The organism is Janthinobacterium sp. BJB301 (genome assembly GCF_002735685.1).
Taxonomy (GTDB): Bacteria; Pseudomonadota; Gammaproteobacteria; order Burkholderiales; family Burkholderiaceae_D; genus Janthinobacterium; species Janthinobacterium lividum.
The window spans coordinates 149931-172758 of the sequence record NZ_PDZJ01000001.1 but is presented as its reverse complement, the minus strand read 5'-3'; the positions used below and the strand labels follow the sequence as shown (position 1 = coordinate 172758).

Annotated in this window: 15 protein-coding genes; 10 read left to right on the top strand and 5 right to left on the bottom strand. The window is 63.8% G+C overall.

What is annotated here, in order from left to right; genetic code table 11:
• Window positions 1-57 precede the first annotated feature (57 nt).
• Window positions 58-2166 carry a serine hydrolase domain-containing protein gene (locus CSQ91_RS00810; RefSeq protein WP_180278309.1) on the bottom strand — a complete coding sequence of 703 codons (2109 nt, stop codon included), beginning with the start codon at window positions 2164-2166 and terminating at the stop codon, window positions 58-60.
• A 164-nt stretch (window positions 2167-2330) separates the two neighbouring features.
• On the opposite strand from CSQ91_RS00810, the gene CSQ91_RS00805 reads away from it, so the two are divergent.
• Window positions 2331-3989, top strand: a complete 1659-nt coding sequence (locus tag CSQ91_RS00805; RefSeq protein ID WP_099387117.1) for a histidine kinase — start codon at window positions 2331-2333, stop codon at window positions 3987-3989.
• On the top strand, window positions 3986-4687 hold the full coding sequence (locus CSQ91_RS00800) for a LytR/AlgR family response regulator transcription factor (RefSeq protein ID WP_070278608.1): 702 nt from the start codon (window positions 3986-3988) through the stop codon (window positions 4685-4687). Before CSQ91_RS00805 ends, CSQ91_RS00800 begins: the two co-directional genes overlap by 4 nt.
• 22 nt (window positions 4688-4709) lie before the next feature.
• Here the strand turns inward: CSQ91_RS00800 and CSQ91_RS00795 are convergent, their stop codons facing one another.
• Complete coding sequence (locus tag CSQ91_RS00795; protein WP_092612503.1) at window positions 4710-5582, bottom strand: zinc-dependent peptidase; 873 nt, start codon at window positions 5580-5582, stop codon at window positions 4710-4712.
• Window positions 5583-5921: 339 nt separating this feature from the next.
• Complete coding sequence (locus tag CSQ91_RS00790) at window positions 5922-6422, bottom strand: winged helix-turn-helix domain-containing protein (protein WP_010396453.1); 501 nt, start codon at window positions 6420-6422, stop codon at window positions 5922-5924.
• Between the two features lie 479 nt (window positions 6423-6901).
• Here CSQ91_RS00790 and CSQ91_RS00785 point away from each other — a divergent pair, with 479 nt between their 5' ends.
• The 8 genes from CSQ91_RS00785 (at window position 6902) to CSQ91_RS00750 (ending at window position 14720) form a co-directional block, all read left to right on the top strand.
• Window positions 6902-7138 (top strand): hypothetical protein, encoded by a 237-nt coding sequence (locus CSQ91_RS00785; protein WP_070255060.1) that lies wholly within the window; start codon window positions 6902-6904, stop codon window positions 7136-7138.
• A gap of 408 nt (window positions 7139-7546) precedes the next feature.
• The gene (locus CSQ91_RS00780; RefSeq protein WP_034786304.1) at window positions 7547-8548 is read left to right on the top strand and encodes an ABC transporter substrate-binding protein; all 1002 of its coding nucleotides are present in this window, start codon (window positions 7547-7549) and stop codon (window positions 8546-8548) included.
• Between the two features lie 27 nt (window positions 8549-8575).
• Window positions 8576-9385, top strand: a complete 810-nt coding sequence (locus CSQ91_RS00775; protein ID WP_370385376.1) for an ABC transporter permease — start codon at window positions 8576-8578, stop codon at window positions 9383-9385.
• A gap of 11 nt (window positions 9386-9396) precedes the next feature.
• Window positions 9397-10188 carry an ABC transporter ATP-binding protein gene (locus tag CSQ91_RS00770; RefSeq protein ID WP_034786306.1) on the top strand — a complete coding sequence of 264 codons (792 nt, stop codon included), beginning with the start codon at window positions 9397-9399 and terminating at the stop codon, window positions 10186-10188.
• Between the two features lie 122 nt (window positions 10189-10310).
• Complete coding sequence (locus CSQ91_RS00765; RefSeq protein ID WP_099387116.1) at window positions 10311-12200, top strand: sensor histidine kinase; 1890 nt, start codon at window positions 10311-10313, stop codon at window positions 12198-12200.
• A 3-nt stretch (window positions 12201-12203) separates the two neighbouring features.
• The gene (locus tag CSQ91_RS00760) at window positions 12204-13550 is read left to right on the top strand and encodes a sigma-54-dependent transcriptional regulator (RefSeq protein ID WP_099387115.1); all 1347 of its coding nucleotides are present in this window, start codon (window positions 12204-12206) and stop codon (window positions 13548-13550) included.
• A gap of 105 nt (window positions 13551-13655) precedes the next feature.
• On the top strand, window positions 13656-13964 hold the full coding sequence (locus CSQ91_RS00755; RefSeq protein WP_070278600.1) for a hypothetical protein: 309 nt from the start codon (window positions 13656-13658) through the stop codon (window positions 13962-13964).
• 75 nt (window positions 13965-14039) lie between these two features.
• Window positions 14040-14720, top strand: a complete 681-nt coding sequence (locus CSQ91_RS00750; RefSeq protein WP_143450913.1) for a hypothetical protein — start codon at window positions 14040-14042, stop codon at window positions 14718-14720.
• A gap of 54 nt (window positions 14721-14774) precedes the next feature.
• On the opposite strand, the gene pbpC is transcribed toward CSQ91_RS00750, so the two are convergent.
• Window positions 14775-16859, bottom strand: a complete 2085-nt coding sequence (pbpC, locus tag CSQ91_RS00745; protein WP_099387113.1) for a penicillin-binding protein 1C — start codon at window positions 16857-16859, stop codon at window positions 14775-14777.
• A gap of 17 nt (window positions 16860-16876) precedes the next feature.
• A complete protein-coding gene (locus CSQ91_RS00740) occupies window positions 16877-22627 on the bottom strand; it encodes an alpha-2-macroglobulin family protein (protein WP_257217182.1) in 5751 nt (1916 codons plus the stop codon).
• Window positions 22628-22828: the final 201 nt, after the last annotated feature.

The following is a 22828-nucleotide window of genomic DNA, read 5'->3' as shown; positions in this document are numbered from 1 at the left end:
GAATCTTTTCACCCATGTTTATGCAGAATTCATCTAAGGCATCAGCGAAGACATCAACTAAGGCGCCAGCGCCTTCGTCTCGCCGCCCAAGCGAATGATCGCCGCCTTTGCCCCCACGGCGCCCGGATAGCGGGGGTCGAGCTGCAGCGCCTGGCGATAGGCGGCCACCGCCTGTGGGCGCAAGCCTTGCTCCACATAAAACTCGGCCAGGCTATCCTGCAGATTCGCGTCGCGCGGATGCAGGCTGACGGCCGCCTGCAGCACGGCCATGCCTTGCGACACGGCGCCGCTACCTTTCAAACGGTAGGCTTCCAGGTTCAGCGCCGCAGGACTGGCCGCGCCCAGCGGGTCGCGCTCCAGCGCCAGGCGCAGGGCGGCGAGGGCAGGCTCCGTCTTGCCGGCGCGCAGCAAGGTCAAGCCTTGCAGCGCATGCGCGCGGTCGCTGAGCGGATACAGCTCCACGGCCAGGCGGCTGGCCGCCAGCGACGTATCCGTCTCGCCGCGCGCGGACGACGCTTGCGCCAGTTCCTGCAGTTCGGGCACGAAATCGGGATAGGCGCGCTGGCCGCGGAAGGCCGCGCGCAGCTGGCTATCCAGGGCGGCGATGGATGCCGAGGCGGGTGCGGCCGGCCAGGCGATGGCGGCCGTGCGATCCCAGCTGCTGGCCAGGGCCACGATGGCTTGCTCGAAGGCGGCGTCGAAGCGCGGCAAGGCACCGGCCTTTGTACCTTGCGACAACAGGATATAGTCGCGCGCAAATGCCAGCGCGCCGCCGCGCGAGTATTGATTCAGGTCGATGCCCGCCTCGCGCAGCTGCCTGGCCATGCTGGCGCCAGCCGTGAGAAACACGCGGCCGCCTGCGGGATGGCGGGCCGCATCGATGTAGGCGCGCGCCGCCTGGGCGTCCGGCGCCAGCGCTTGCAGATTGATTTGCGTAAATGCCTCGCGCGTGGCGGCCGCATCGGCATATGCCTGATCCGTGCGCTCGGCATGCGCCCTGCCTTCCTCGAACAGGCCTTGCGCCACCCGGTAAGCGCGCTGCGCGCCCGCATCGGCAATATACGTGTTCAGCTGCCACGGTTCGCCCGTGACCACTTCGAACAGGCGCTGCACGAAGGCCTCGGGATTGACGCGCTCGAGATTGGCGGCGACGGCGATGGTGAGCTTGCGCGAAGGAAAGCTGTACAGGTAGGTGACGGTTTCCGGCTGCTGGCCGCTGTGGGCGATGGCATAGCGCCCGCCCGTCGGCAGGATTTCCCAGCCCATGCCGTAATTCGTCAAGCGGCCCGCGCGCGTGGCCATCGGCTGCACCATGGCGGCCACGCTGGCCGCCGACAGGATCTTGCCGTCGTGGACGCCCCGGCCGAAGGCCAGCATGTCGGGCACGCTGGCGCGCGTGCCGCCGGCGGAAAAGCGGCTGCTGATGTCGACGAATTCGGAATTCTTCAACTCCTTGCCGGCCAGCCGGTAGCCGCGCACGCGGTGTGCGATCACGGCGTCCGGGTCATCCAGCACGGTGGCGTCCATGCCCAGCGGCCCCCACACGTGGCGCCGCATGTAGCCGCCATAATTTTCGCCCGAAGCGCCCTCGATGACGGCGCCCAGCAAGTTGTAGCCATAGCTGGTGTAGCGGAAGCGCGTGCCCGGTTCGGCGATCAGGTCGAACTGTTCGAAGACGGCGATGGACTGGCGCGTGTCCTTGTGTTCCTTGAAATGCTGTTCCACTTTGCTGTCGCGGTAGGCGTCGATGCCGCCCAGGTGGCCCAGCAGCTGGCGCACCGTCACGGGAAACGGCTTGACGGGGAAATACGGCACATAGGTTTGCACGGGTACATCCAGGTCGATCTTGCCCTGTTCCACCAGTTGCAAAATGGCCACCGCCGTCATGGGCTTGGTGACGGACGCCAGCCGGTAGCTGGACTGGGCCGTGGCCGGCACGCGGTTTTCCAGATCGGCATAACCGTAACCCTTCACCCATTCCACGTCGCCCTGGCTGAAACCGACGGTCACGCCCGGAATGCGTTCCGCGCCCATGCGCCGGGCCGCCCAGCCATCGAAATCCGCCAGGCGCGCGGCCAGCCCAGCGGAGGGAGCGGAGGCGGCTTGCGCCATGCCGCAGAACAGCGCCAGCGCGCCGGCGAAACCGTAGTATTTGCTGCTTTGCATAGTCATGATTCCATGGTGAGGGCCGTGTGCACAGCACGGCGCTGATGCATGGTAAATGTCTTTCACACACCGTTGGCGGGCCGTGCACGAAATGCACGCAGCCCGCACGAACGGCACCGGCGTTGATGAAAATGTTGCAAAGGGGTAGCACATGAGCAGCTACAATGCCCGCCATGCCCTCCTTCTTCCGCTCCCTGCTGCGGTACTGCCTTGCTTGCTGCCTGGCCGTGCCCTCTTTCGCCTGCGCCATGCATCCGCTCTGGCTGGACGAAGGCTGGCGCACCTGCGGCAACACCCCGTCCGCACCCGCCTCGCTGCAGCAGCTGGTCCAGCCGGGCCTGTTGCTGTGCGTGGAGCGCGAGGTCAACCTGGCCGCCACGCCGTCGTCGACGCAGTTGCTGGTGCTGTCGGCGCTGGCTTCCAGCGAACTGTGGCTGGATGGTGTCTTGATCGGCAGCAATGGCCAGCCGGCCCGCCAGGCCAGCGGGGAACGCGCGGGCGACATCGATTTCGCCATCCACCTGACGCCACAACAATTGGCCATGGGCAAGCACCACCTGCGCCTGCTGCTGTCGACGCAGCACGTGCCGGCCCACCTGGCGTCGCCATTTTATGCGCTGTACCTGGTCGACCGGCAAGACTACCGCGCGGGCCTGGCCTGGTACCGGCTGCCGCCACTGCTCCTGGCCGGGGCGCTGGGCGCCGTCGCAGCGCTCTTCCTGGCCCTCACGGCGCTGTACCAGCGGCAGCGTCACTGGGCCATGTTTGCCGCGCTGTGCCTGGTGGCGGCGCTGCTGCTGGTGGTGGAACTCTGGCGCAGCTTGACCGGCTATGCCTATCCCTGGCACATGCCGCGCCTGTATGCCGTCAGCGCCCTGACGTGGCTGTTTTCCGCCTTGCTGCCCCTGTATTTCTATACGGCTTACCGCCTGCCGCGCTGGCCGCTGGCGGCGGCGGTACTGCTGGCGGGCATCGCGCTGGCCGGCGCGCTGCACGTGCATTTCGACGCGCGCTGCTGGCTGATGTTCCTGACGGGCCTGGCAGCGAGCCTGGCGCTCAACCTGGGCGCCCTTTGGCGCCGCCTGCCGGGCAGCCGCGGCGGCACCTTGATCGCGCTGGCCTCGTGCGCGCTGTTCCTGCTGACGGGCAGCCAGTTTGCCGAAGGCGGCTTCGCCCTCGTCGTGTGCTTCCTGCTGCTGCCCCTGTGCGCGCAATTGCTGGCCCAGCTGCTGCGCGAGCGCAGCAAGGCGGCACGCGCCCAGCAGCTGGAAAACCAGCTCCTGCGTAAAAGCATGCAACCGCATTTCCTGATGAATTCCCTCAGTCTGATCAGCGAACTCAACGCACAATCGCCGCAGTCAGCCGAAACCTTCATCGAGGCGCTGGGCGCCGAGCTGCGCATGCTCAACGAATTCGCGCAGCAGCCCAGCATTGCCCTGACGCAGGAACTGGCCCTGTGCGCGAATTACCTGAGCATCATGGGCACGCGGCTGCAGCAGCCGTGCAGCCTGCAACTCGATGGCGAGGCGGCGGGCATCACCGTGCCGCCCGCCATGTTGCTGACGGCACTGGAAAATGCGTTCAGCCACAACCGCTACCGCCACGGCGCCCTGTTTGTCCTGCGCATCGCACAACATGCGCAAACGCATGTGCTTACCCTGGCCCTGCCCGCAGGCGAGGCGCGCCCGCACGCGGGCGGCGGCGTGGGCGAACAATACATCCGCGCCAGCCTGCAAGCCGTGTTTGGCGATGCGGCCCGCTATGCGAGCGAACAGCATCAGGCTGGCTGGCGCCTCACCTTTACCTTGCCGGCGGCGCCATGAATGTCTTGATACTGGAAGATGAACCGCTGATCGCGCAGGGCCTCGAACGCGAGGTGCGCGCGCATTTCGGCGCGCGCCTGACGGCGCTGGCGCTGCATGACAATGTGCCGCAAGCCTTGGCCGCCCTGGCGCAGGAGCAGGGGCAGGACCGGATCGACTTGCTGCTGCTGGACTTGAACCTGCATGGCGCGGACGGCTATGACCTGCTGCGCCTGGCCCAAAATGCTTCGTTCCAGACCATCATCGTCTCGGCCCACGCGGAACGCTCGATCACGGCGTTCGAATTTGGCGTGCTCGACTTCGTCGCCAAGCCGTTCAGCCGCGAACGGCTGCACAAGGCGCTGCAACGCTACACGGGGCGGCACACGGAAGCGGCCTCGCTGGCCGTCAAGAAGCGCGGTTCCCTGGAATGGATCGCCATGGCCGACATCGACCACGTGCAAGCCGACGGCCACTACAGCAATATCGTGCTGCGCAACGGCGAACAGTGTTTTCATGACTTGCCTATCGACAAGCTGATGGCCCTGCTGCCACCCCACTTCCTGCGCGTGCACCGCTCCTACATCGTCAACAGCCTGGGTTTCAAGCGGCTGCAGATCGCGGCAGGCGGCAAATATGCGCTCGACACGCAGACCAGCACGGGCATCCCCGTGTCGCGCAGCAGCTATCCCGCGCTGAAACAGCGGCTGCTGGGCTGATGTTGTTGAGTTAAAGCCAAACTTACCAGTGCGGCGCGTAGTTGGGGAACGGCGGGGCCATGTGCTCGGCTTCCACGGGCGGCGCCATCCAGTCGCGCGGGTCGACCTTGTAGTACTGCAAGAATTGCGCGTACAGCTCCTCGTGGTGCTCGGCCATCTGGTACGGCTTTTCAAAGAAGGTTTCCGTCGCCACGGCAAAGAATTCGGCGGGATTGGTGGCGCCGTAATGGTCCATCACGCTTTGCTGCTGGACCATGGCGTCATGGCGCAAGTTGTCGAAGTCGCGCGACAGCACGGTGGCCCAGCTGCGATAGCTCGACACGCTGGGCAGGTAGGGCGCGCCATTCGCGGCGCCCGATTCGCTGTCGAGCTGATGCGCAAACTCATGCAGCACGACATTGTGGCCATCGCTCCAGTCGGCCGCGCCCCGCTGCACGTGGTCCCAGGCCAGCACCACGCGGCCATCGCCCCAGGATTCGCCCAATAGCCCGTTCGCCGAGGGCGTCACCACGCCGCCCGGCCCCACTTCATCGCGCGTGACGATAAATTCCGTGGGATACACGAGGATGGTGTCGAGTTCGGGATATACCTGCGTCTGGCGGTTCAGCAGCAGCAAGCAAGCCTGGCCGGCAATCGTATAGCGCATCTCGTCCGTGATCTCCAGGCCGCCGCAACCGACGAATTTCTTTTGATACAGGAATTGCACGACGAGACGGCGCAATTGCTCCTGCAGCGGCGCCGGCATATGCCGGTAGACGGGAATATTGTTTTCCAGCACAGCCAAGCCTTCTGCCGGCAAGGGTTTCGCCAGGGCCCGCTTCAAGCGCCAGCGGGGAAACCACAGCGACAGCACGATGGCGGCCGTGACGAGGGCGATCCACAGCAGCGGATTCATGCGGCGGCCCGTTTCAGGCAAGGCAGGGGCGGACACGATAACAAGGCGGCGTAGGCAGACAAGGACAAGCTCCTTCGAATGAACCCCGCATCGGGACGGGCGGGCAGTCCAGCCCACATGGGGTTGATTAACATCTTTTCAATCCGCCAAGATCAAAGGGCCGGCTCCAACGCCAAAAGCCGGGTTGCAACCCGGCTTTCATTCTTTCATTACAACGTTCCAACGCCTGACAAAACCGTAGCGAGCGGCGATGGTTTGTGGCTAAGAAGCGCAACCGTACTCTAGTACGGTGAGCATCGCAGGCCGCAAAGCGCGCCGCGCAGTAGGTTTGGTCAAGCGTTATTCTGCAGCCTTTTGCTGTGGTGCACCAAACAGAGCGGCAACCAGGGGATCGCGCGTCACGGGACCGCGGTTGACGCGGATGGCGTAATGCGTGTCATCGGCCAGGATGTGGAAGTGACGGCCGCTGCCTGCCATGCTTTGCTCGCGCAGGCCTGGACGGTCCTTGCGCGGTGGCGCGCCTTCGCGTTTTGGCTGAACGATGGCGGCCAGGAAGGCGCGCACGCGCTCAGGATCCGGCGTCAGCTGGTACACTGCCTTGCCCAGGTAGGTGGCGGTGCCTTCGATGTAGCGGGCCAGTTCGATCACGCCCGCTTCGCGCAGGTCGCGGATGTATTTGCGGGCGCCCGATGGCGAAAACTTGAGGAACCACGCGATTTCGTCGGCCAGCATCTCGTGCAGCGACAATTCGCCGATCAGCTTTTGCATGTTTTCAATGCGGCGCAAGGTGGCCGACGTCGAACGCACGCGCTCGATCGGTGCCATGGAAATGGGATTCATGCGTTCCGGGGGGATGGGTGCTGCGCGTTCTACCATTTGCGAGCCTTTTTCGGGGCTACGAAGTTCCTGGTGCGCTGCCTTTAATTCGCTCTTCACGTGAGACTGAGTCATTGCATGCATTTGAATACTCCTTTTAAACGATTGCCGGTAGCCCGGATTGTTAAGTTCTTGGCAATTTTTATACCAGAACACCACGAATCCTGAGCGTCTGGACACAGAATGCCTGTGCCGGCGGCTACGGTCTGTGCGTTAACGAACATTAGAAGCAAGAAAGTGAAAAATATTGCCCTACTGAATTCTTTCTCTCATGGCATTTCAAAAAAACATCTAAAAACTCTGCACTCCCGCTCTGTGCTCCCATTCATGGCACAAAGTGAAATAGCGAACAGAAGCGGAACCACCATTGCAATAAATTCAAGCTTCGCACGCGGCGCCCGCCGCCCGCATCGCGCACCTTCGACTCTTGCAAAGGAAATATCATGAAAATACCTGCCCTGTTGGCCGCCGCCTTGCTTGTCAGCCTGTCCGCCTGTAAAAAACCGGCCGAGCCGCCCCTGCCCGAAACGGCACCCAATCCCGCTTCCACCCCGCAAGTGATGCCGGCCCCCGTCATGCCAGCCACGCCGGAGACGGGTCCAGGCAGCACGACGCCGCCTGCGCCGCTGACCGACCCCGCCACCGCGCCCGCGCTGCCGCCCGCCACGGCGCCGAAGTAAAGCCTGAAGACGAGGCCGCCGGACGGCGATCGATCAGGCGCCCACGCGGCGCCGCCCCTACTCCACGGGGGAGTTACGCGTTGCCAGCCTGTCTGCAACGCGTTTTTTTACGATTGGAGTCGGCTACGCCATGAAGGTTCACCTGCAATGAACCCGCAAGCGGACATCGGGCCCGTCCGCCAAAAATGCGGCAATCCGCACAGCCTTTCCCCTCCCCGTGCGGAAAGGCGGAATATCGCCATTTCCTATTTTCAATAGATCCAAATTAAACCTTTATAAACAATCACTTGCAATAAACGCCAAAATGCGCTCCACTGGCACGGAAGATGCTTTTATATTTTCATAACCGCCATCAGAGCGGCAGCCTGACCCACTATATAAAACCATCTACATTTTGGAGACAACAGCATGGCACGCACCTTCCGCATCGCATCCTTCCTGAATACCAAGGCACTGGCCGTGGCCGTCGCACTGGCCGCGCAATTCCCGCTGGCCGTCCACGCAGCCGATACCGTACGCCTGGGCAACCTGAAATTCGCCCATTACGGCGCAGTCGCCTACATGAAGGAAATCGCGCCGAAATACGACCTGAAAATTGAAGAGCGGATCTTCGCCAAGGGCCTCGACATCGTGCCGGCCATGATCGCCGGCGAAATCGACGTGTCCGCCAGCGCGCTGGAAGCGGCCATCACGGGCCGCGCCACGGGCTTGCCCGTGTACCTGGTGGGCGGCTTCGCCAAGGGCGGCGTGCAGATCGTCGGCCGTCCCGACCTGAACATCAAGGGCATCGCCGACCTGAAAGGCAAGAAAGTCGGCGTCACGCGCGGCGGCCCGCAGGAAATCCTGCTGTTTGCCGAACTGACCAAGGCCAAGCTGACCTGGTCCGACAAGCCGGGCAAGGACGTGCAGATCCTGTACATGGGCTACCCTGACTTGAACCAGGCGCTCCTGACCAAGGATATCGACGTCATGAGCCAGTCCGAGCCGTACTCGACCCAGGCGATCCACAAGAAATACGGCGCGGCCATCCTCAAGCCTTACGACACGCCGCTGGGCGAGCCCGTGCGCGCGCTCGTGATGACGGAAAAAATGTACAAGGAAAAGCCGGCCGTGGCCCAGCGCTTCATGGATTGCTTCGTCGCTGCCACGCGCGCCTTCCTGGCCGACCCGAAACTGGCGGAAAAATACGTGCGCGAATCGATGTTCAAGAACCAGATCACCACCGAGGATTACCGCGATGCCATCGACAATGCCATCTTCACGGAAGACATCACGCAAAGCCACGTGCAGCTGACCACCGACTACATGGTGAAGTTCGGCGTGGGCCGCATGGCCAAAGCGCCTGTCGCCAAGGATTGGGTCAAGCTGGACCTGCTGGAAAAAGCCAAGAAGTCCTACGCACCTCGCTAATCTGAAAGTGTCACGATGAATATTCAAATGATGAAACGCTTCGCGCACGGCGCCGCCGTGCCCGTCGCCGTGCTGCTGTTGTGGCAAGCCATGTCGACGTTTGGCTGGATCAACCCGCAGATCCTGCCGTCGCCCGTCGCCGTGGTGGTGAAATGGTATGAATACCTGATCCCCATGGAAGCCTACACGCCCGAAGCGGGCAATTACCTGGTGTGGATGTTCTCCGGCGAACTGCCGCACGATGCCTGGGCCAGCCTGTCGCGCGTGCTGGGCGGCTTTGCCATCGGCGCCGGCCTGGCCTTGCCGCTGGGCCTGCTGATGGGTACCAACAAGACCATCTATAAACTGTTCGACCCGCTGGTGCAGGTGCTGCGCCCGATTCCACCGATCGCCTACATTCCGCTGGCGATCCTGTGGTTCGGCCTGGGCAACCCGCCCGCCTTCTTCCTGATCAGCATCGGTTCCTTCTTCCCCGTGCTGATGAATACCATCGCCGGCGTGCGCCAGGTCGACGGCATCTACATCCGTGCCGCGCGCAACCTGGGCGCCAGCCAGATGACCATGTTCCGCCGCGTCATCCTGCCGGCGGCCACGCCGTATATCCTGGCCGGCGCGCGCATCGGCATGGGCACGGCCTTCATCGTCGTGATCGTGGCCGAGATGATCGCCGTGAATAGCGGCCTCGGCTTCCGCATCCTGGAAGCGCGCGAGTACTTCTGGTCCGACAAGATTATCGCCGGCATGTTCACCATCGGCCTGTTCGGCCTGGCCATCGATATCGCCATGAATGCCCTGAATAATCATTTGCTGCAGTGGCACCGCGGCCTGGAACACTGAGAGGAACGGCCATGACCACGATCAATATCAACGCAGTCAATAAAATCTTCACCACGGGCGGCGCGGACGTCATCGCCCTGAAGGATATCAACCTGGAAATCGCCAGCGGCGAGTTCATCTGCCTGCTGGGACCGTCCGGCTGCGGCAAGTCGACCCTGCTCAACGCCATCGCCGGCTTTTCGCAGCCGACCTCGGGCCAGATCCTGGCCGGCGGCAAGCTGATCACCGAACCCGGTCCCGACCGCGGCATGGTGTTCCAGGAATACGCGCTGTTCCCCTGGATGACTATCGAAAGCAATATCGCTTTCGGCCTGGAAATCGCCGGCAAGACGCCGGCCGAGATCAAGGAACGGGTCGACATGCTGCTGAGCATGCTGGGCTTGACGGAATTCCGTGCCCGCTACCCGAAAGACTTGTCGGGCGGCATGCGCCAGCGCGTGGCCATCGCCCGCGTGCTGGCCCTCGATTCGCCGATCATGCTGATGGATGAACCGTTCGGCGCGCTGGATGCCTTGACGCGACGCAACCTGCAAGATGAATTGCTGAAAATCTGGAAAGTCTTCGGCACCACCATCGTCTTCGTCACCCACTCGATCGAGGAATCGATCTACCTGGCCGACCGCACCATCGTCATGACCTACCGTCCCGGCACCATCAAGCGCGACGTGGCCATCGACCTGCCCCGCCCGCGCGACCCGAGCGACCCCGAGTTCAACCGCTTGAAACGCATGCTGGGCGAGATGGTGATGGAAGAGCAGCAACGTCATCACAACGCGGAAACGATGGCAAGTACGGCAGATTAGTCGTCGTGCGACCAAACCCGAAAGCAAATGCCGGGGTCGGACCTTAAGGTCCGACCCCAGTCCTCGACTTGCGGGTTTCAGCTTTACAATATCGCTGTTTTTAACCCGACACACGGAGCACCATGGCATTCGGCAAATGGCCCCTGAGACCCGCGCTCGCCCCCCTGCTGGCCGTGGGCTCGCTGGTCGTGCTGACGTGGGCGTCGTATGCCTGGGTCAAGCAGCGCCAGCTCGATGAATTGCACCGCACCCTCGATTCGCGCGCGGAACTGTATGCGGCGTCCATCGGCGGCGCCCTCAACAAGTACGAATTCCTGCCCCTGGCCGTGGCCCAGAGCGATGCCGTCGCGCAATTGCTGGAACAGCCCAGCGCCGACAAGGTCACGCAGATCAACGCCTACCTGGTCGACATGAACCGCCGCGCGGGCGCCTTTGCCGTCTACGTGCTCGACGACAAGGGCACGACCCTGGCGTCGAGCAACTGGCAAGACCGCAGCTCCTACGTGGGCGTCAACTACGGTTTCCGGCCCTACTTCAAGGATGCGTTCGCGGGCGGCATCGGCCGCTTCTACGGCATCGGCGCCTCGACCTTCGAAGCCGGCTATTTCATTTCGCAGCCCGTGCAGCGCAACGGGCGCATCATCGGCATCGTCGCCGCCAAGGTCAACCTGGACTGGATCGAGCAATCGTGGCGCACGCCCGGCGCGGGTGAACAGATCTGGGTCAAGGATGCGAATGGCGTGCTGATCCTGGCGACCACACCCGCGTTCAAGTTCAAGACCCTGGCCCCGCTGTCTGCGGACGCCAAGAAAGACATCAGCGAACAGCGCCAGTTCTTGCAAGAAAACCTGCCCATCCTGCCGCACCGCGTGCGGCGCCAGTTTGCCGATGGCGCCAGCGTGATGACATTGGAACGTCCGCAGACGGGCGACACGCCTGCCCTGTCCGGCAGCGCAGACTACCTGGCCGTGAACCGCTCCCTGGGTCCGCTGCAATGGCAGATCACCGTGCTGGCCGAGCTCGACCAGGTCGACGAGGCGGCGCGCAATGCAGCCATCGCCGCCGCGCTGGGCTGGGCCTTGCTGCTGCTGGCCCTGATGTATGCGCGCCAGCGCCGGCGCCGCATCGCCGACAAGCTCAATGCGCAACAAACCCTGGCGCGCGCCTATGAACAGCTGGAAATCAAGGTCGAACAGCGCACGGCCGACCTGGTCCATGCGAATGGCCGCCTGCAGGCCGAGGTGGCCGAGCGCGAACGGGCCGAGCAAACCCTGCGCTATGCCCAGGCGGAACTAGTACAAAGCGGCAAGCTGGCGGCCATCGGCCAGATGGCGGCCGGCGTCACGCACGAACTGAACCAGCCGCTGGCCGCCCTGCAAACGTTTTCCGACAATGCCAAGGTGTTCCTGGCGCGCGGGCGCATCGATGATGCGCTCGACAACCTGTCGACCATATCCGACCTCGTCAAGCGGCTCGGCTATGTGACGTCGCAACTGAAAGGCTTTGCCCGGCGCAGCGACGATGCCCGCAAACCCGTCAGCGTGCGCCAGGCGTTTGCGCAAACCATGCTGCAAATCCGCACGCGCAAGCATTCGCAGCGCCTGACCCTGCATGAAAGCTGGCTTGAGGACGACATCATCGTGCTGTGCAACGCCATCGGCCTGGAACAGGTGTTTACCAACCTGATCACGAACGCCATGGATGCCGTGCCGGAAAGCGAGCCCGTGCACATCTGGTTCCAGGTGCGCCGCGAAGGCGACCTTGCCGTGCTGCATATCACCGATAATGGTCCCGGCATCCCGCTCGCTTCGCTCGACAAGATCTTCGACCCCTTCTATACCACCAAGGAACACGGGCTGGGCTTGGGATTATCGATCAGCGCAGGCATACTGCGCGCGGCCGGCAGCGCCCTGGCCGTGCGCAACCGCAGCGCGCAGGAAGGGGGCGGCGCACAATTTACCATCACCCTGAGCTGCGCCCCGGGGGAGAATAAGATAGAGACGAAGGAATAGGGAATGCACGAGAATAATTTTGAAGGCATGCAAGTGCTGCTGGTGGAAGACGATGCCGTCGTGCGCAAGGGTGCCCGGCAATCGCTGGAGCTGGCGGGCTTGCAAGTGACGGCCGTCGCCACGGCCGAGGAAGCGCTGCCCTACCTGGTGCCCGAATTTGCCGGCATTTTATTGAGCGATATCAAGCTGCCCGGCATGGATGGCTTGAAACTGCTCGATATCGCCGTGGCGCAGGATGCCAGCCTGCCCGTCATCCTCGTCACGGGCCACGGCGACGTTTCGATGGCCGTGGGCGCCATGCGCCGTGGCGCCTACGATTTCATCGAAAAACCGTTTTCCGCCGACTTGCTGGTGGAAGTATGCCGCCGCGCGCTCGACAAGCGCCATCTGGTGCTGGAAAACATGAACTTGCGCCGCCAGCTCGAGCAGCGCGTCGGCATCGCGGCGCGCATCGTGGGCCGAAGCGCGGCCATGGCCAAGGTGCGCCAGCTGGTGCTGAACCTGGCGCCAAAATCGGCCGACATCATCATCCTCGGCGAAACGGGCACCGGCAAGGAACTGATCGCCCGCTGCTTGCACGACTTCAGCGAGCGGCGCGACCATCCGTTCGTCGCCATCAACTGCGGCGCCCTGCCCGAATCGATCTTCGAATCGGAACTGTTCGGCCACGAGGAAGGCGCGTTTACGGGCGCGCAGCGCCAGCGCATCGGCAAGATCGAATATGCGAACGGCGGCACCCTGTTTCTCGATGAAATCGAAAGCATGCCGCTGGCCCTGCAAGTGAAACTGCTGCGCGTGCTGCAGGAGCGGCAAGTGGAGCGGCTCGGTTCCAATAAACTCATTTCCGTCAATTTCCGCGTCATCGCCGCCGCCAAGGAGGATTTGAATGTGCTGGCGGAACAAGGGAAATTCCGTCCCGACCTGTATTACCGCCTGAACGTGGCCAGCCTGACCCTGCCCGCCCTGCGCAACCGGCGCGAGGATATCCCGCTGCTGTTCGAGTTTTTCGTGCTGCAGGCAGCCCTGCGCTACGGCCAGCCGGCCGCCCTCGTCAGCGGCGAACTGATCTCCTCGCTGATGGCGCAGCGCTGGGCCGGCAATGTGCGCGAGCTGCACAATGTGGCCGACCGCTTCGTGCTGGGCTTGCTGGACGACACCCTGAGCCCTGCCGGCTGCCGCGAAGCCTCGCTGGCCGAGCAAGTCGACACGTTCGAGATTTCCATCATCGAAGAAGCCTTGCGCCGCCACAACGGCAACGTCATCGACGCGGCTGCCAGCCTGAATATTCCAAAGAAAACCCTGTACGACAAGCTCAAGCGCTTCGATATCTCGACGGAACAATTCCGATAATCAGTAGCAAGTAGCCGACACAGCCATGAGGCGGCGTCCTACCCGTGCCGCCGGTATCCTGTGTGAGAATGCAAGCTCTTCCTCATTTCTGCACAGGACACTGCCATGAAAACCGCCGCTCTCTTGCTGGCCGCCACCCTGATGACCGTCGGCGGCGCCTGGGTGCAAGCCCAGTCGACGACGAATCTGAACCAGACGGGCAACCACACCAACAATCCCAACGATCCGGGCCAGAAATCGGACCAGTCCGACAAGCTCGACAATAAAGGCAAGCCGATCCACGACGCCAAGCCCGCCAAGACGCGCACGGACAAACGCACGCGGCGCGGCAAGCCCGTAGCCGCGCCGGACACTCCGGCCGCCAGCGGACCGGCCACCACGCCGCCAGCGACGCCAGTCGCGCCGGCCCGCTAAGTCTGCCTCCAGCGCTGCGCCACATTGCTCCAAGGCACGTTATCATCGCGCCTTTGCAATATATTCAGGATGACAATGAAAGCAGCATGGTGTGGAATAGTGGCGGCCAGCGTATTCGCGGCCGCGAGCGTGCAGGCGGCGCCCACGGTGGGCGAATGCATGGAGCTGACGACAGGCATCAAGTTCAGCAAGAACAATGGCGATGCGCAAGTCAACGTCGAGGAAACCTTCGAAGGCAAGAAACAAAAGGGCACGCAGCTGATCCTCGACGGCGGCGTCTTGCTGGCCACGTCTTACCAGGACATCCGCGACGGCCAGGTATTCCTGACGGGCGCCATCCACTACAACGAAGACGGCACCGTGCGCAGCAAGAACGTCTACACGCCGCAGTCCGCCATCCCCGCCAACATGCGCCCCGGCCAGGAAGTGCGCGTGCAGTTCACGGACACGCGAACGGACACCCACTATCCGCTGGCGGGCCTGTCCGACAAGATCACCACCTCCACGCGCACCGACAAACGCGATTTCTCCATCACCTTCCTGGGCTGGGAGCGCCTGGAACTGGGCGGCCGCCGCTTCCCCGATGCCTGCAAGTTCGAACTGCGCGACGTCGGTGGCAAGAGCAAAGGCAAGAGCGGCGAATACGTGTGGTACGCGCAAGGCTACGGCGTGATCATGACGGACAAGCTGGACAAGGATGGCGACGTGCAGCCCGCGTACCGCATCGCGCTGACGAAGATCATCAGCGCGCCGTAAATACTTTCTGACAATACTGCGCCAGAAAGCGGCCAAGGGCACGAATCGTTCCGCCTAATGCAGCTGCGCCAGCGCATTGCCCCGCACCTGGAACGCCACCTGCGCCACCGTCTTGCCGGCGCCGTCGACGAGCGCCAGCGCATGCTTGCCCGGCACGGGGCGCCAGCTGATGCTGTCAAGCGCCGCGCCCATGTCCTTGCCATCAAGCACCCAGCGCAAGGCGTGGCTGCCCTGGGCCTGGAAGAACACGCGCTGCAAGGCGGGCGGGATGTCGGGGTCGATGGCGAGGATGCTGTCCTCGGCCGGATACACGATGGCGGGTGGCTTCACGGTGTCGCCCAATACGGCGATGACGGGGCTTTCCGTGCCGGCGATAAACCATTCGCGGCGCGGCGCTTCCAGCGCGGGCTGGTACGCCACCATCTGCTGCAATACGCCGGGCGGCGCTTTCGGGGCATGACTGGGCACGTTCTTGTGCAGGTAATCCATCACGTCGCGCCACACGGGCGCGGCGCCCGTCACGCCCGACACGTCCCACATGGGCTTGCCGTCGAAGTTGCCCACCCACACGCCCACCGTGTAGCGCGCCGAGTAGCCCATGCACCAGTTGTCACGCATGTCCTTGCTCGTGCCCGTCTTGACGGCGCTCCAGAAATTCGTCCCCAGCTCGTTGCGCAAGCCAAAGGTCATGCTGCGCGCGGCGCGGTCGGCCAGGATGTCGCCGACGATGAAGGCAGCGCCCGGCTCCATCACGCGGCGCCGATCCTTGCCCGCCTGGCCCGGCTGCAGGCTGGCCGTGCTGTACAGCCCGCCATTGGCCAGCGCGCGATAGGCGTTGGCCAGTTCCAGCAGGCTTACTTCGGACGAACCCAGCGCCAGCGAAGGACCGTAGTATTCGGCCGGTTCCGTCAGGCTGGACAGGCCCACGTCCTTGAGGCGGTTATAGAAGCCGTCCTGCCCCGTCAGCAACACCGTGCGCACGGCGGGAATGTTGAGCGAACTGGCCAGGCTGGTGCGGGCGCTGACGTATCCCTTGAAATTGCGGTCGTAGTTTTGCGGCGCATACATGCCGGACGCCGTGGCGACGTCCAGCGGCGAGTCGTCCATGACGGACGCGGCCGTCATCAGCCGGCGCTCGATGGCCAGTTCATACAAGAACGGTTTCAAGGTGGAACCGGCCTGGCGCAGGGCCGCCACGCCATCGACATGGCTGCCGCCCGCATTGCCCACATAGGCGAGAATGTCGCCGCTGCGGTTGTCCAGCACGATGATGGCGCCATCGTTGACATTGCGCTCGCGCAAGGACGCCAGTTGCTGGCGCAGGTTTTCCTGCGCGAAACGCTGCAAGGGGCCGTCCAGGGTGCTGGCCACTTGCGCGCCCGGCTGTTTCAACAGTTGCTGCGCCACTTGCGGCGCCGGCGCCAGCTCCGCATACAGGGCGTTACGCTGCAAGGCCGTCTGCACGCGCTGGCCGATCAGCTGGCAGCTGCTGTCCATGCGCCATTCCTTCGCCAGCGCACAGGCGCGGCGCGTGACGGCGGCCGGCGGCGCATTCGGCGCCCGCACGAGGCTGGCCAAAATGATGCCGTCCGTCTGGTTCAGGCCCGACGGCGCCTTGCCGAACAGGCTGTACGAGGCGGACGCGATGCCCTGCAATTCGCCACGGAACGATACGAGGTTCAAATACGCTTCGAAAATCTGCGCCTTGCTCCAGCTATCCTCGATAGCCTGGGCCGCACGCATCTGGTCCCATTTCTGGCGCAGGCTGCGTCCGCCCGAAGACGCCTGCAAGTCCGCGTCCAGCTGGCCTGCCAGCTGCATGGTGATGGTCGAAGCGCCCCGAGGCTTTTTCGAAAACAGATTGTCCCAGGCGGCCGTGGCCAGCGCGGACACATCCACGCCGCCATGGCGCATGAAACGCTGGTCTTCCGCCAGCAGCACGGCCTGCTGCACGGAGGGAGAGATATCTGCCAGCGGCACCCACGGCAAGCGGCGCACTTTCATGTCCACGCGCAAGGATTGCAGCGGCACGCCGCTGCGGTCCAGCAGCTGCGCTTCCGAACTGCGGTACGCGGCCTGCACCTGGGCCGGTGTCAATATCGCTTCAGCGAAGACCGGGCCGGCCAGCAAGCCGCCCATCAGTAAAACAAACCCTTTCACTGCGCCACCTTCACATTCGCGTTCGGCGACTCGCCAAACATCTCGGGCGAATACATGGCTTCGATGCGCGTGGCCGGCAGGCTGAAATCCCCTGCATTGTTCAGGCGCACCGTGTATTCCACGCTCCAGTTACCCTTTGGCACGAAGGCGTAATACGCGCGGAAAGCGTCGAACGCCCGCTCTTCGAACGTGGGCCAGACCCAGCCCGTGGATTTTTCGCCCGCCGTGAGCAGCTGCGAATCGCGTCCCAGGCCATTGCCCAGCACCGTGGCGCTGGCGGGAATCGGGTCGTCGACCACTACCCAGCTCATGTCCGCCTGCGCCGACAAGTCCAGGCGCACGCGGTAGACGTCGCCGCGCGACCAGGCGCCTGCCGTCTTCTGTTCCACCGGCATAATGGTTTTCTTGATCGTGTAACCGCTGGAGACGGGCGCCTTGAGCGGGATGGCCGCCAGGCTTTGCACGGTGGCCCAGGGCTTGCCCGTGCCGCTGTGCGCCAAGCCCAGGGTGTCCGTGCCCTTCGGCCACGCTTGCAGCACGGGGCCGACCTTCGCCGCGCCATTCCACACGAGCGCTTGCGTATCGCTGCCCAGCTTGACGGCGCTGGCGCCCGTCACGGGCGTGGCTTCGAACTTGGCCGAGAACTTGGCGATCGCCAGGGTGCCCCAGGCGTTGGCCACCGTCGTATCCCAGCGGCCCTTCTTTTGCCGGCCCATGCTGCCGCGCACCAGGCGGCCGATGTCGTCCTTCCATGCCGGATTGTCCATCACGGCCAGCAGCAGCCGGTTGGCGTTGACGTCGCCGGAGACCATCAGCCACCACCAGTTATCCTTGCGCTCGGTGGAAAAGCCCATGGTCGTGCCCTGGAAATTCAGTCGCGCGCGCAATATCTGCTGCGCCTCGGCCAGCAGGACATCGCGGCGCGCCAGGCTTGGCGTGCGTTGCAGCAACAAGCTCCAGTCGATGACGGCGGACGTCGGCCACAGGTTCGGGCTGATACTGATGCTCTCCAGCGCATCGGGCGGCACCTTGTTCGAACGCGACAGCGCTTCCAGCGCGGCCAGCTTGCGCACGGCCAGGTCGGTCGTATCCAGCGCGGAACGGCGCACGATGCGGCCCTGCACGAAGGCCGTCAAGGCTGCTTCCATGCGGTTCTTCGTCTGTTCGGGAATCGCATAGCCCGCTTCCCGGGTGGCTGATAGCACATACGCCGTCAGGCTGTCGCTGCCCTGCTCCATGATGGGGAAGTATTTCAGCAGGCCGTCGCTGTCCAGGTAGGCGGGCAGGCTGGCGGCCAGCTTGTTCCACGCCTCCTGGTCTTGCAGGGCGATGGCCTTCGACGTGTTTTGCTCGAAGCAGGTGTACGGATAGGCCGCCATGTACTCGCGCACGCCGGGCAGCTCGCCGCCCAGCCTGGCGACAAAGCTCGTCTGGATGCCGCCCCGGCCCGGCAAGGCGCCGGCCGGCATCTGCACGGACATATTGATGGGCTTGTCAATCTGCTGCAAGGTGGCTTGATACGTGCGCACGGGCGTGGCCTGGCCCACCTTTTGCGTGATTTTGAGTTTATCCGTATGGCTGCCCGCCTTGGCGACTATCTCCCACACAATGCTGGTCGCGCCGAACGGCACCTGATAATCCCAGCCCGTTTCGCGCGCTTCGCCCGCCGCCAGGGTCAAGCTCTGGCGCGGCAAGGCTTTGCCGGCCGCGCTGGCGTTGAGGTCCACGCTCAAGGATGCGGCCAAGGTGTTGCGCACGGTAAATCCCGCGCGCAACTGGTCGCCTTCGCGCACGAGGGTCGGCAAGCCCGACATCAAGATCAAGTCTTGCGAACTGCGGATATCCGTGCTGCCCGTGCCAAACAATTCCTTGCCGGCGCTGGCGATGGCGACGATGCGAAACGCCGTCAGCGAGTCGTTCAGCGGCACTTGCACCGTCGCTTCGCCTTTTGCGTCGAGCTTGACGGTGGCCTTCCAGAACAGCAGGGTGTCGAACAGTTCGCGGCTGGCGCCCTTGCCGCCGCCACCGCCGGCCGGGAAGGCCTTGCGGCCGAAGTGGCGCTTGCCAATCACCTGCATCTGCGCCGTCGCCGTTTCCACCTGCAGGCTGCGCTGCGCCATCATGGTGTCGAGCAGCTTCCAGCTATCGTTGGGCATCAGTTCCAGCAAGCCCGTGTCGACGGCTGCCAGCGCCACTTCGGCGCCGGCCGGCAGCGGTTTGCCATCGGCGCGGCGCACGCGCACGGACACTTCCGCCTTGTCGCGTGTTTTATATACTTCCTTGTCGGACACCACCATGACGTTCAGTTCATGCGCCTGCCAACCCACGTTCAGCGGTGCAATGCCCATCTTGTAAGCGGGCTTGCCCAGGTCCACCAGGGCCGTCGGCTGCACGCCATCGACCCTGCCCCGCACGACAAACACGGAGACATACACATTCGGTGCATAGTTCGGTTTGACCGGGATAGTCACCACCGGTTCCCGCCCATTGAGCTGGCGCACATAGGTGTCGAGGATGCCTTCGCGCTCGACCGTGATCAGTGCCGTGCCGGAACGGAACGGCATGCGCACCTGCAAGCTTGCTTCCTGGCCTGGTTCATAGCGTTTCTTTTCCGGCAGCACGTCGATACGGTCATTATCGCTGGCGTTGAACCACCAGTCGCCGCTGCCGGCCACCCAGGTTTCGCGGTTGGCCACCGCCGCGTTGCCGGACGTATCCTGCGTGCGCGCGCGCAAAATCAGATTACCGCTGGCGGGCGCCTTCACGTCGCAAATCAACAGGCCCTTGGCGTCCGTCTTGCCTGAGCATGCCGGGCCCAGCTTGACCACTTCGCTGCTGTTTTCATATGCATAGAAGCCGCCGATCAGGCGCCGGCGGTGCGAATAGCTGTTGCGCTGGAAAAAGTCGACGGCGACCGGGGCGTTCGCCACCGGCTTGCCATTGGTACCGAGCACGGCCACCGTGAATTTGAAGGCATCCTTGCTCAAGGCCCAGGCATCGGGCTTGATGCCGATCACGACGTTCGATGGCCACAGCGGCACTCTTGTCGCCACGGAAGCCGTCTCACCATTCGCATCCTGGAAAGCCATTTCCGCCACCAGGTCGCGCGGCGTGGACAGCTGTGGCAGCTGGTCGATGACGATGCGCGCGCCGCCCGCCTTGTCCAGGGTCAAGCTTTGCGTGCGCGCAGCCGCCGCGCCAGCACCGGCACGCCCGCCATTGCCCTCGTCCTGCCACTCGCCTTCATCGTCGTCGTAACCTGTGCCCTGCTTGACGAGCCCTTCCTTCACGTCGCCATTGCTGAAGCTGTATTCGGGATAATCGGCAAAGGAAACACTCTTGTCTTGCAGCACCGTACGCAGCTTGACGGGCGCATTCGTGGCGGCACCGCCAGCCAGATACGTGATTTGCGCATCGAGGGCCAGCTGCTTCGCCTGCACGGCGGGCGCCTTCGGTCCCTGCAGCACGGCCTTCATGGTCGGCACGCGGAACGCTTCCACGCGGAAACTGCCGGACGGGCGGCCCGCCATCGTCACGCTGTATTCGCCCTGCTTGGCATCGGCGGGAATGAGCCAGTCGCTTTCCGCCGTGCCGCTGGCGGACCAGCGCAGGGGCAACTGGTAGTTCTGGTCGCTGCCCTGGTGCGTGATGACGATGGAGGTGGCACTGCCGGGGCCGTTGTTCTTGTCGACCAGGCTCATGCCTTCGCCCGTGTGCTTGCGGATGAAATGCTTCATGTGCACGGTTTCGCCGGCGCGCAGCAAGGTACGGTCGAATACCGTGGCCAGCAAGGTGTTGTCGGCGCGCGTGTCGTCCGTGGGCAAATTGAAACGCCAGGCTTCGATGCCGCCCACCCAGTCCGACAGGGTGAACGTCATGTCGCCGCCGCTGCGCGCACTGATAAAGTAGCGGCCATTGTTCTTGCACGAGGAATTGGCCAGCTCGCCGGGGATGTGCGCCACGCCGTCCGCGCCCGTGGCGCCTTGCCACAGCAGCTTGCCGGCGCAGTCGCGCACGGCCACTTGCGCCTTCGCGACAGGCGCGCCCTTGTCCAGCGACGTCACCCACACGAGCGACGATTGCGCGCCATGCTTGAAGTGGGCCGCCAGATTCGTCACCAGCGCGGCCGTGCGGATGTAGGCCGTCGTCGGTTTACCCAGCAATGCCTTGCCGAGGATGGGGCTGGCCAGTTCGACCACATAAAAGCCCGGTTTCAGCAAAGGAATACCGATCACTTCAAAGGTTTTCTTGCCGTCCGGACGAGGCAAGCTGATGGGGCGCGTGCCGGCAGCGTCGGCCAGCACGGATTTACTCATGTTGCCCGCGTACTGGGCGTACGGCTGCCAGTATTCGCCCCCGTCGCCATTGCCGGCCAGGCGCCGCATCCACTCGATGATGAACTTGTCGTCATTGTCGGGCACGCGCAAGGTGGCGCCCGCGGCGGCGGCTGGCTGGGCGACTTCCTTGCCGGAGAGCACAGGTTCGATATTGCGCACCGTCACAGGCAGCAAACCGTCGCCCTTGGCTTCGATGATGCCGAACGGGGCCGGGAACTTCAGCAGCGGCGGCTGTTCGCCCGTGCGCACCGTCATGGGGAAGCGCGCGCGGTTGAGCAAGGCGCGGCCCGCGTCATCCGTCAGCTTCGGCGGCAGGGCCAGCACGAAACTGGCCTGCACGGGAAACGGGCCGTTGAAGGTGGCGCCATACAGGAATTCCGCCTTTTCCTCTTCTTTTGCAATCGTCGGCGCATACGTCTTGCCGCCGCCCTTCAGGGTCATGGCGCGCACCTGCGCCGCGCTCACGGGCGCGGAAAACTGCACGCGCATGGGCAGGAAGGGAATGCACTGTTCCTTCGGATTGCTGCGCTCGCAGCTGAACTTGGCCGTGAAATCGGGACGCGTCTTGAACTGCAGCGTTTGCGCCTTGTCCGTGGCGATGCCGCTGGCGCTGGCGATGCCTTCGCCCCACACGAGCGACACCTTGGCGTTGGCGGGGAAACTGCGCTTGCATTGCAACACGGTCACAGGCAGCGGCGGCGCACCCTTGCTGGCGACGGGCATGCCCACCTTCCACAGCGTGCCCCGCTTCTTGAAATACACGGTCAGGTAGCGGTCGAGAAAACTCTTGCGCAGGGTCAGTACCTGCTCGAGTTCCTTGCCCACAAGCTGCCGCACGGGAATCTTTTCATTGATGCCATCGGCGCGGCAATACGCGTTGGCGGCCACGCTGGCGTCGTTCGGCACGGCGTCGAGGCCCAGCACGAAGATCTGGTTTTCATCGATATACGGCTGACCGTCATACGGCACGGCCTCGACGATGGCCGGGCCGCCCGTGGAAAAGCGGTAGGCGCTAGTGCCCTGCAAGGGCTTGCCTGCCTGGTCCTTCAGCCCCGCTTTCAAGGTAAAGCTGCACGCCACGCCGGCCGGCAAGTCGCGCTCGAAATCATAGTTCCAGTTGCGCTCGTCGGCCCAGCGCCCCGCGCCCGCCACGGCGGCAGGTTCGGCCTTGCCACAATCGATGGCGAACGGCGCGGGCAAACCCATGTCGCCGAACGGCACCATCGGCGTGGAGAACTGGGCCCGTACCTGGCGCACGGCCTTGACCGTGCCGCTCGGTGAAAACAGGGACACGCCGCTATCGGCCCAGGCCGGCATAGCCATGCCCAGCGACAGCAGCACCGCCAGCAGACCCAGCGGGGCCAATTTGCCGGACAACGGGGAAGAAACAGCACGGGGGTGGTCAGGCACGGGTAACTCCTTGATGAAAAGTGGCGGAGCTGACTGCGGCGCACGATAGTTGCCCGAGAGAAGCCCGGAAAAACAACAGAACGCGGCAGGAATACAACATCAATGTAATATTAGTTATCAAGCTCATCATTGTTGCTAATATACAGTGGCATGCTGGTAACAAGTCGTACGATTGCCTCCAGTTACGGCGCCAGGATATGG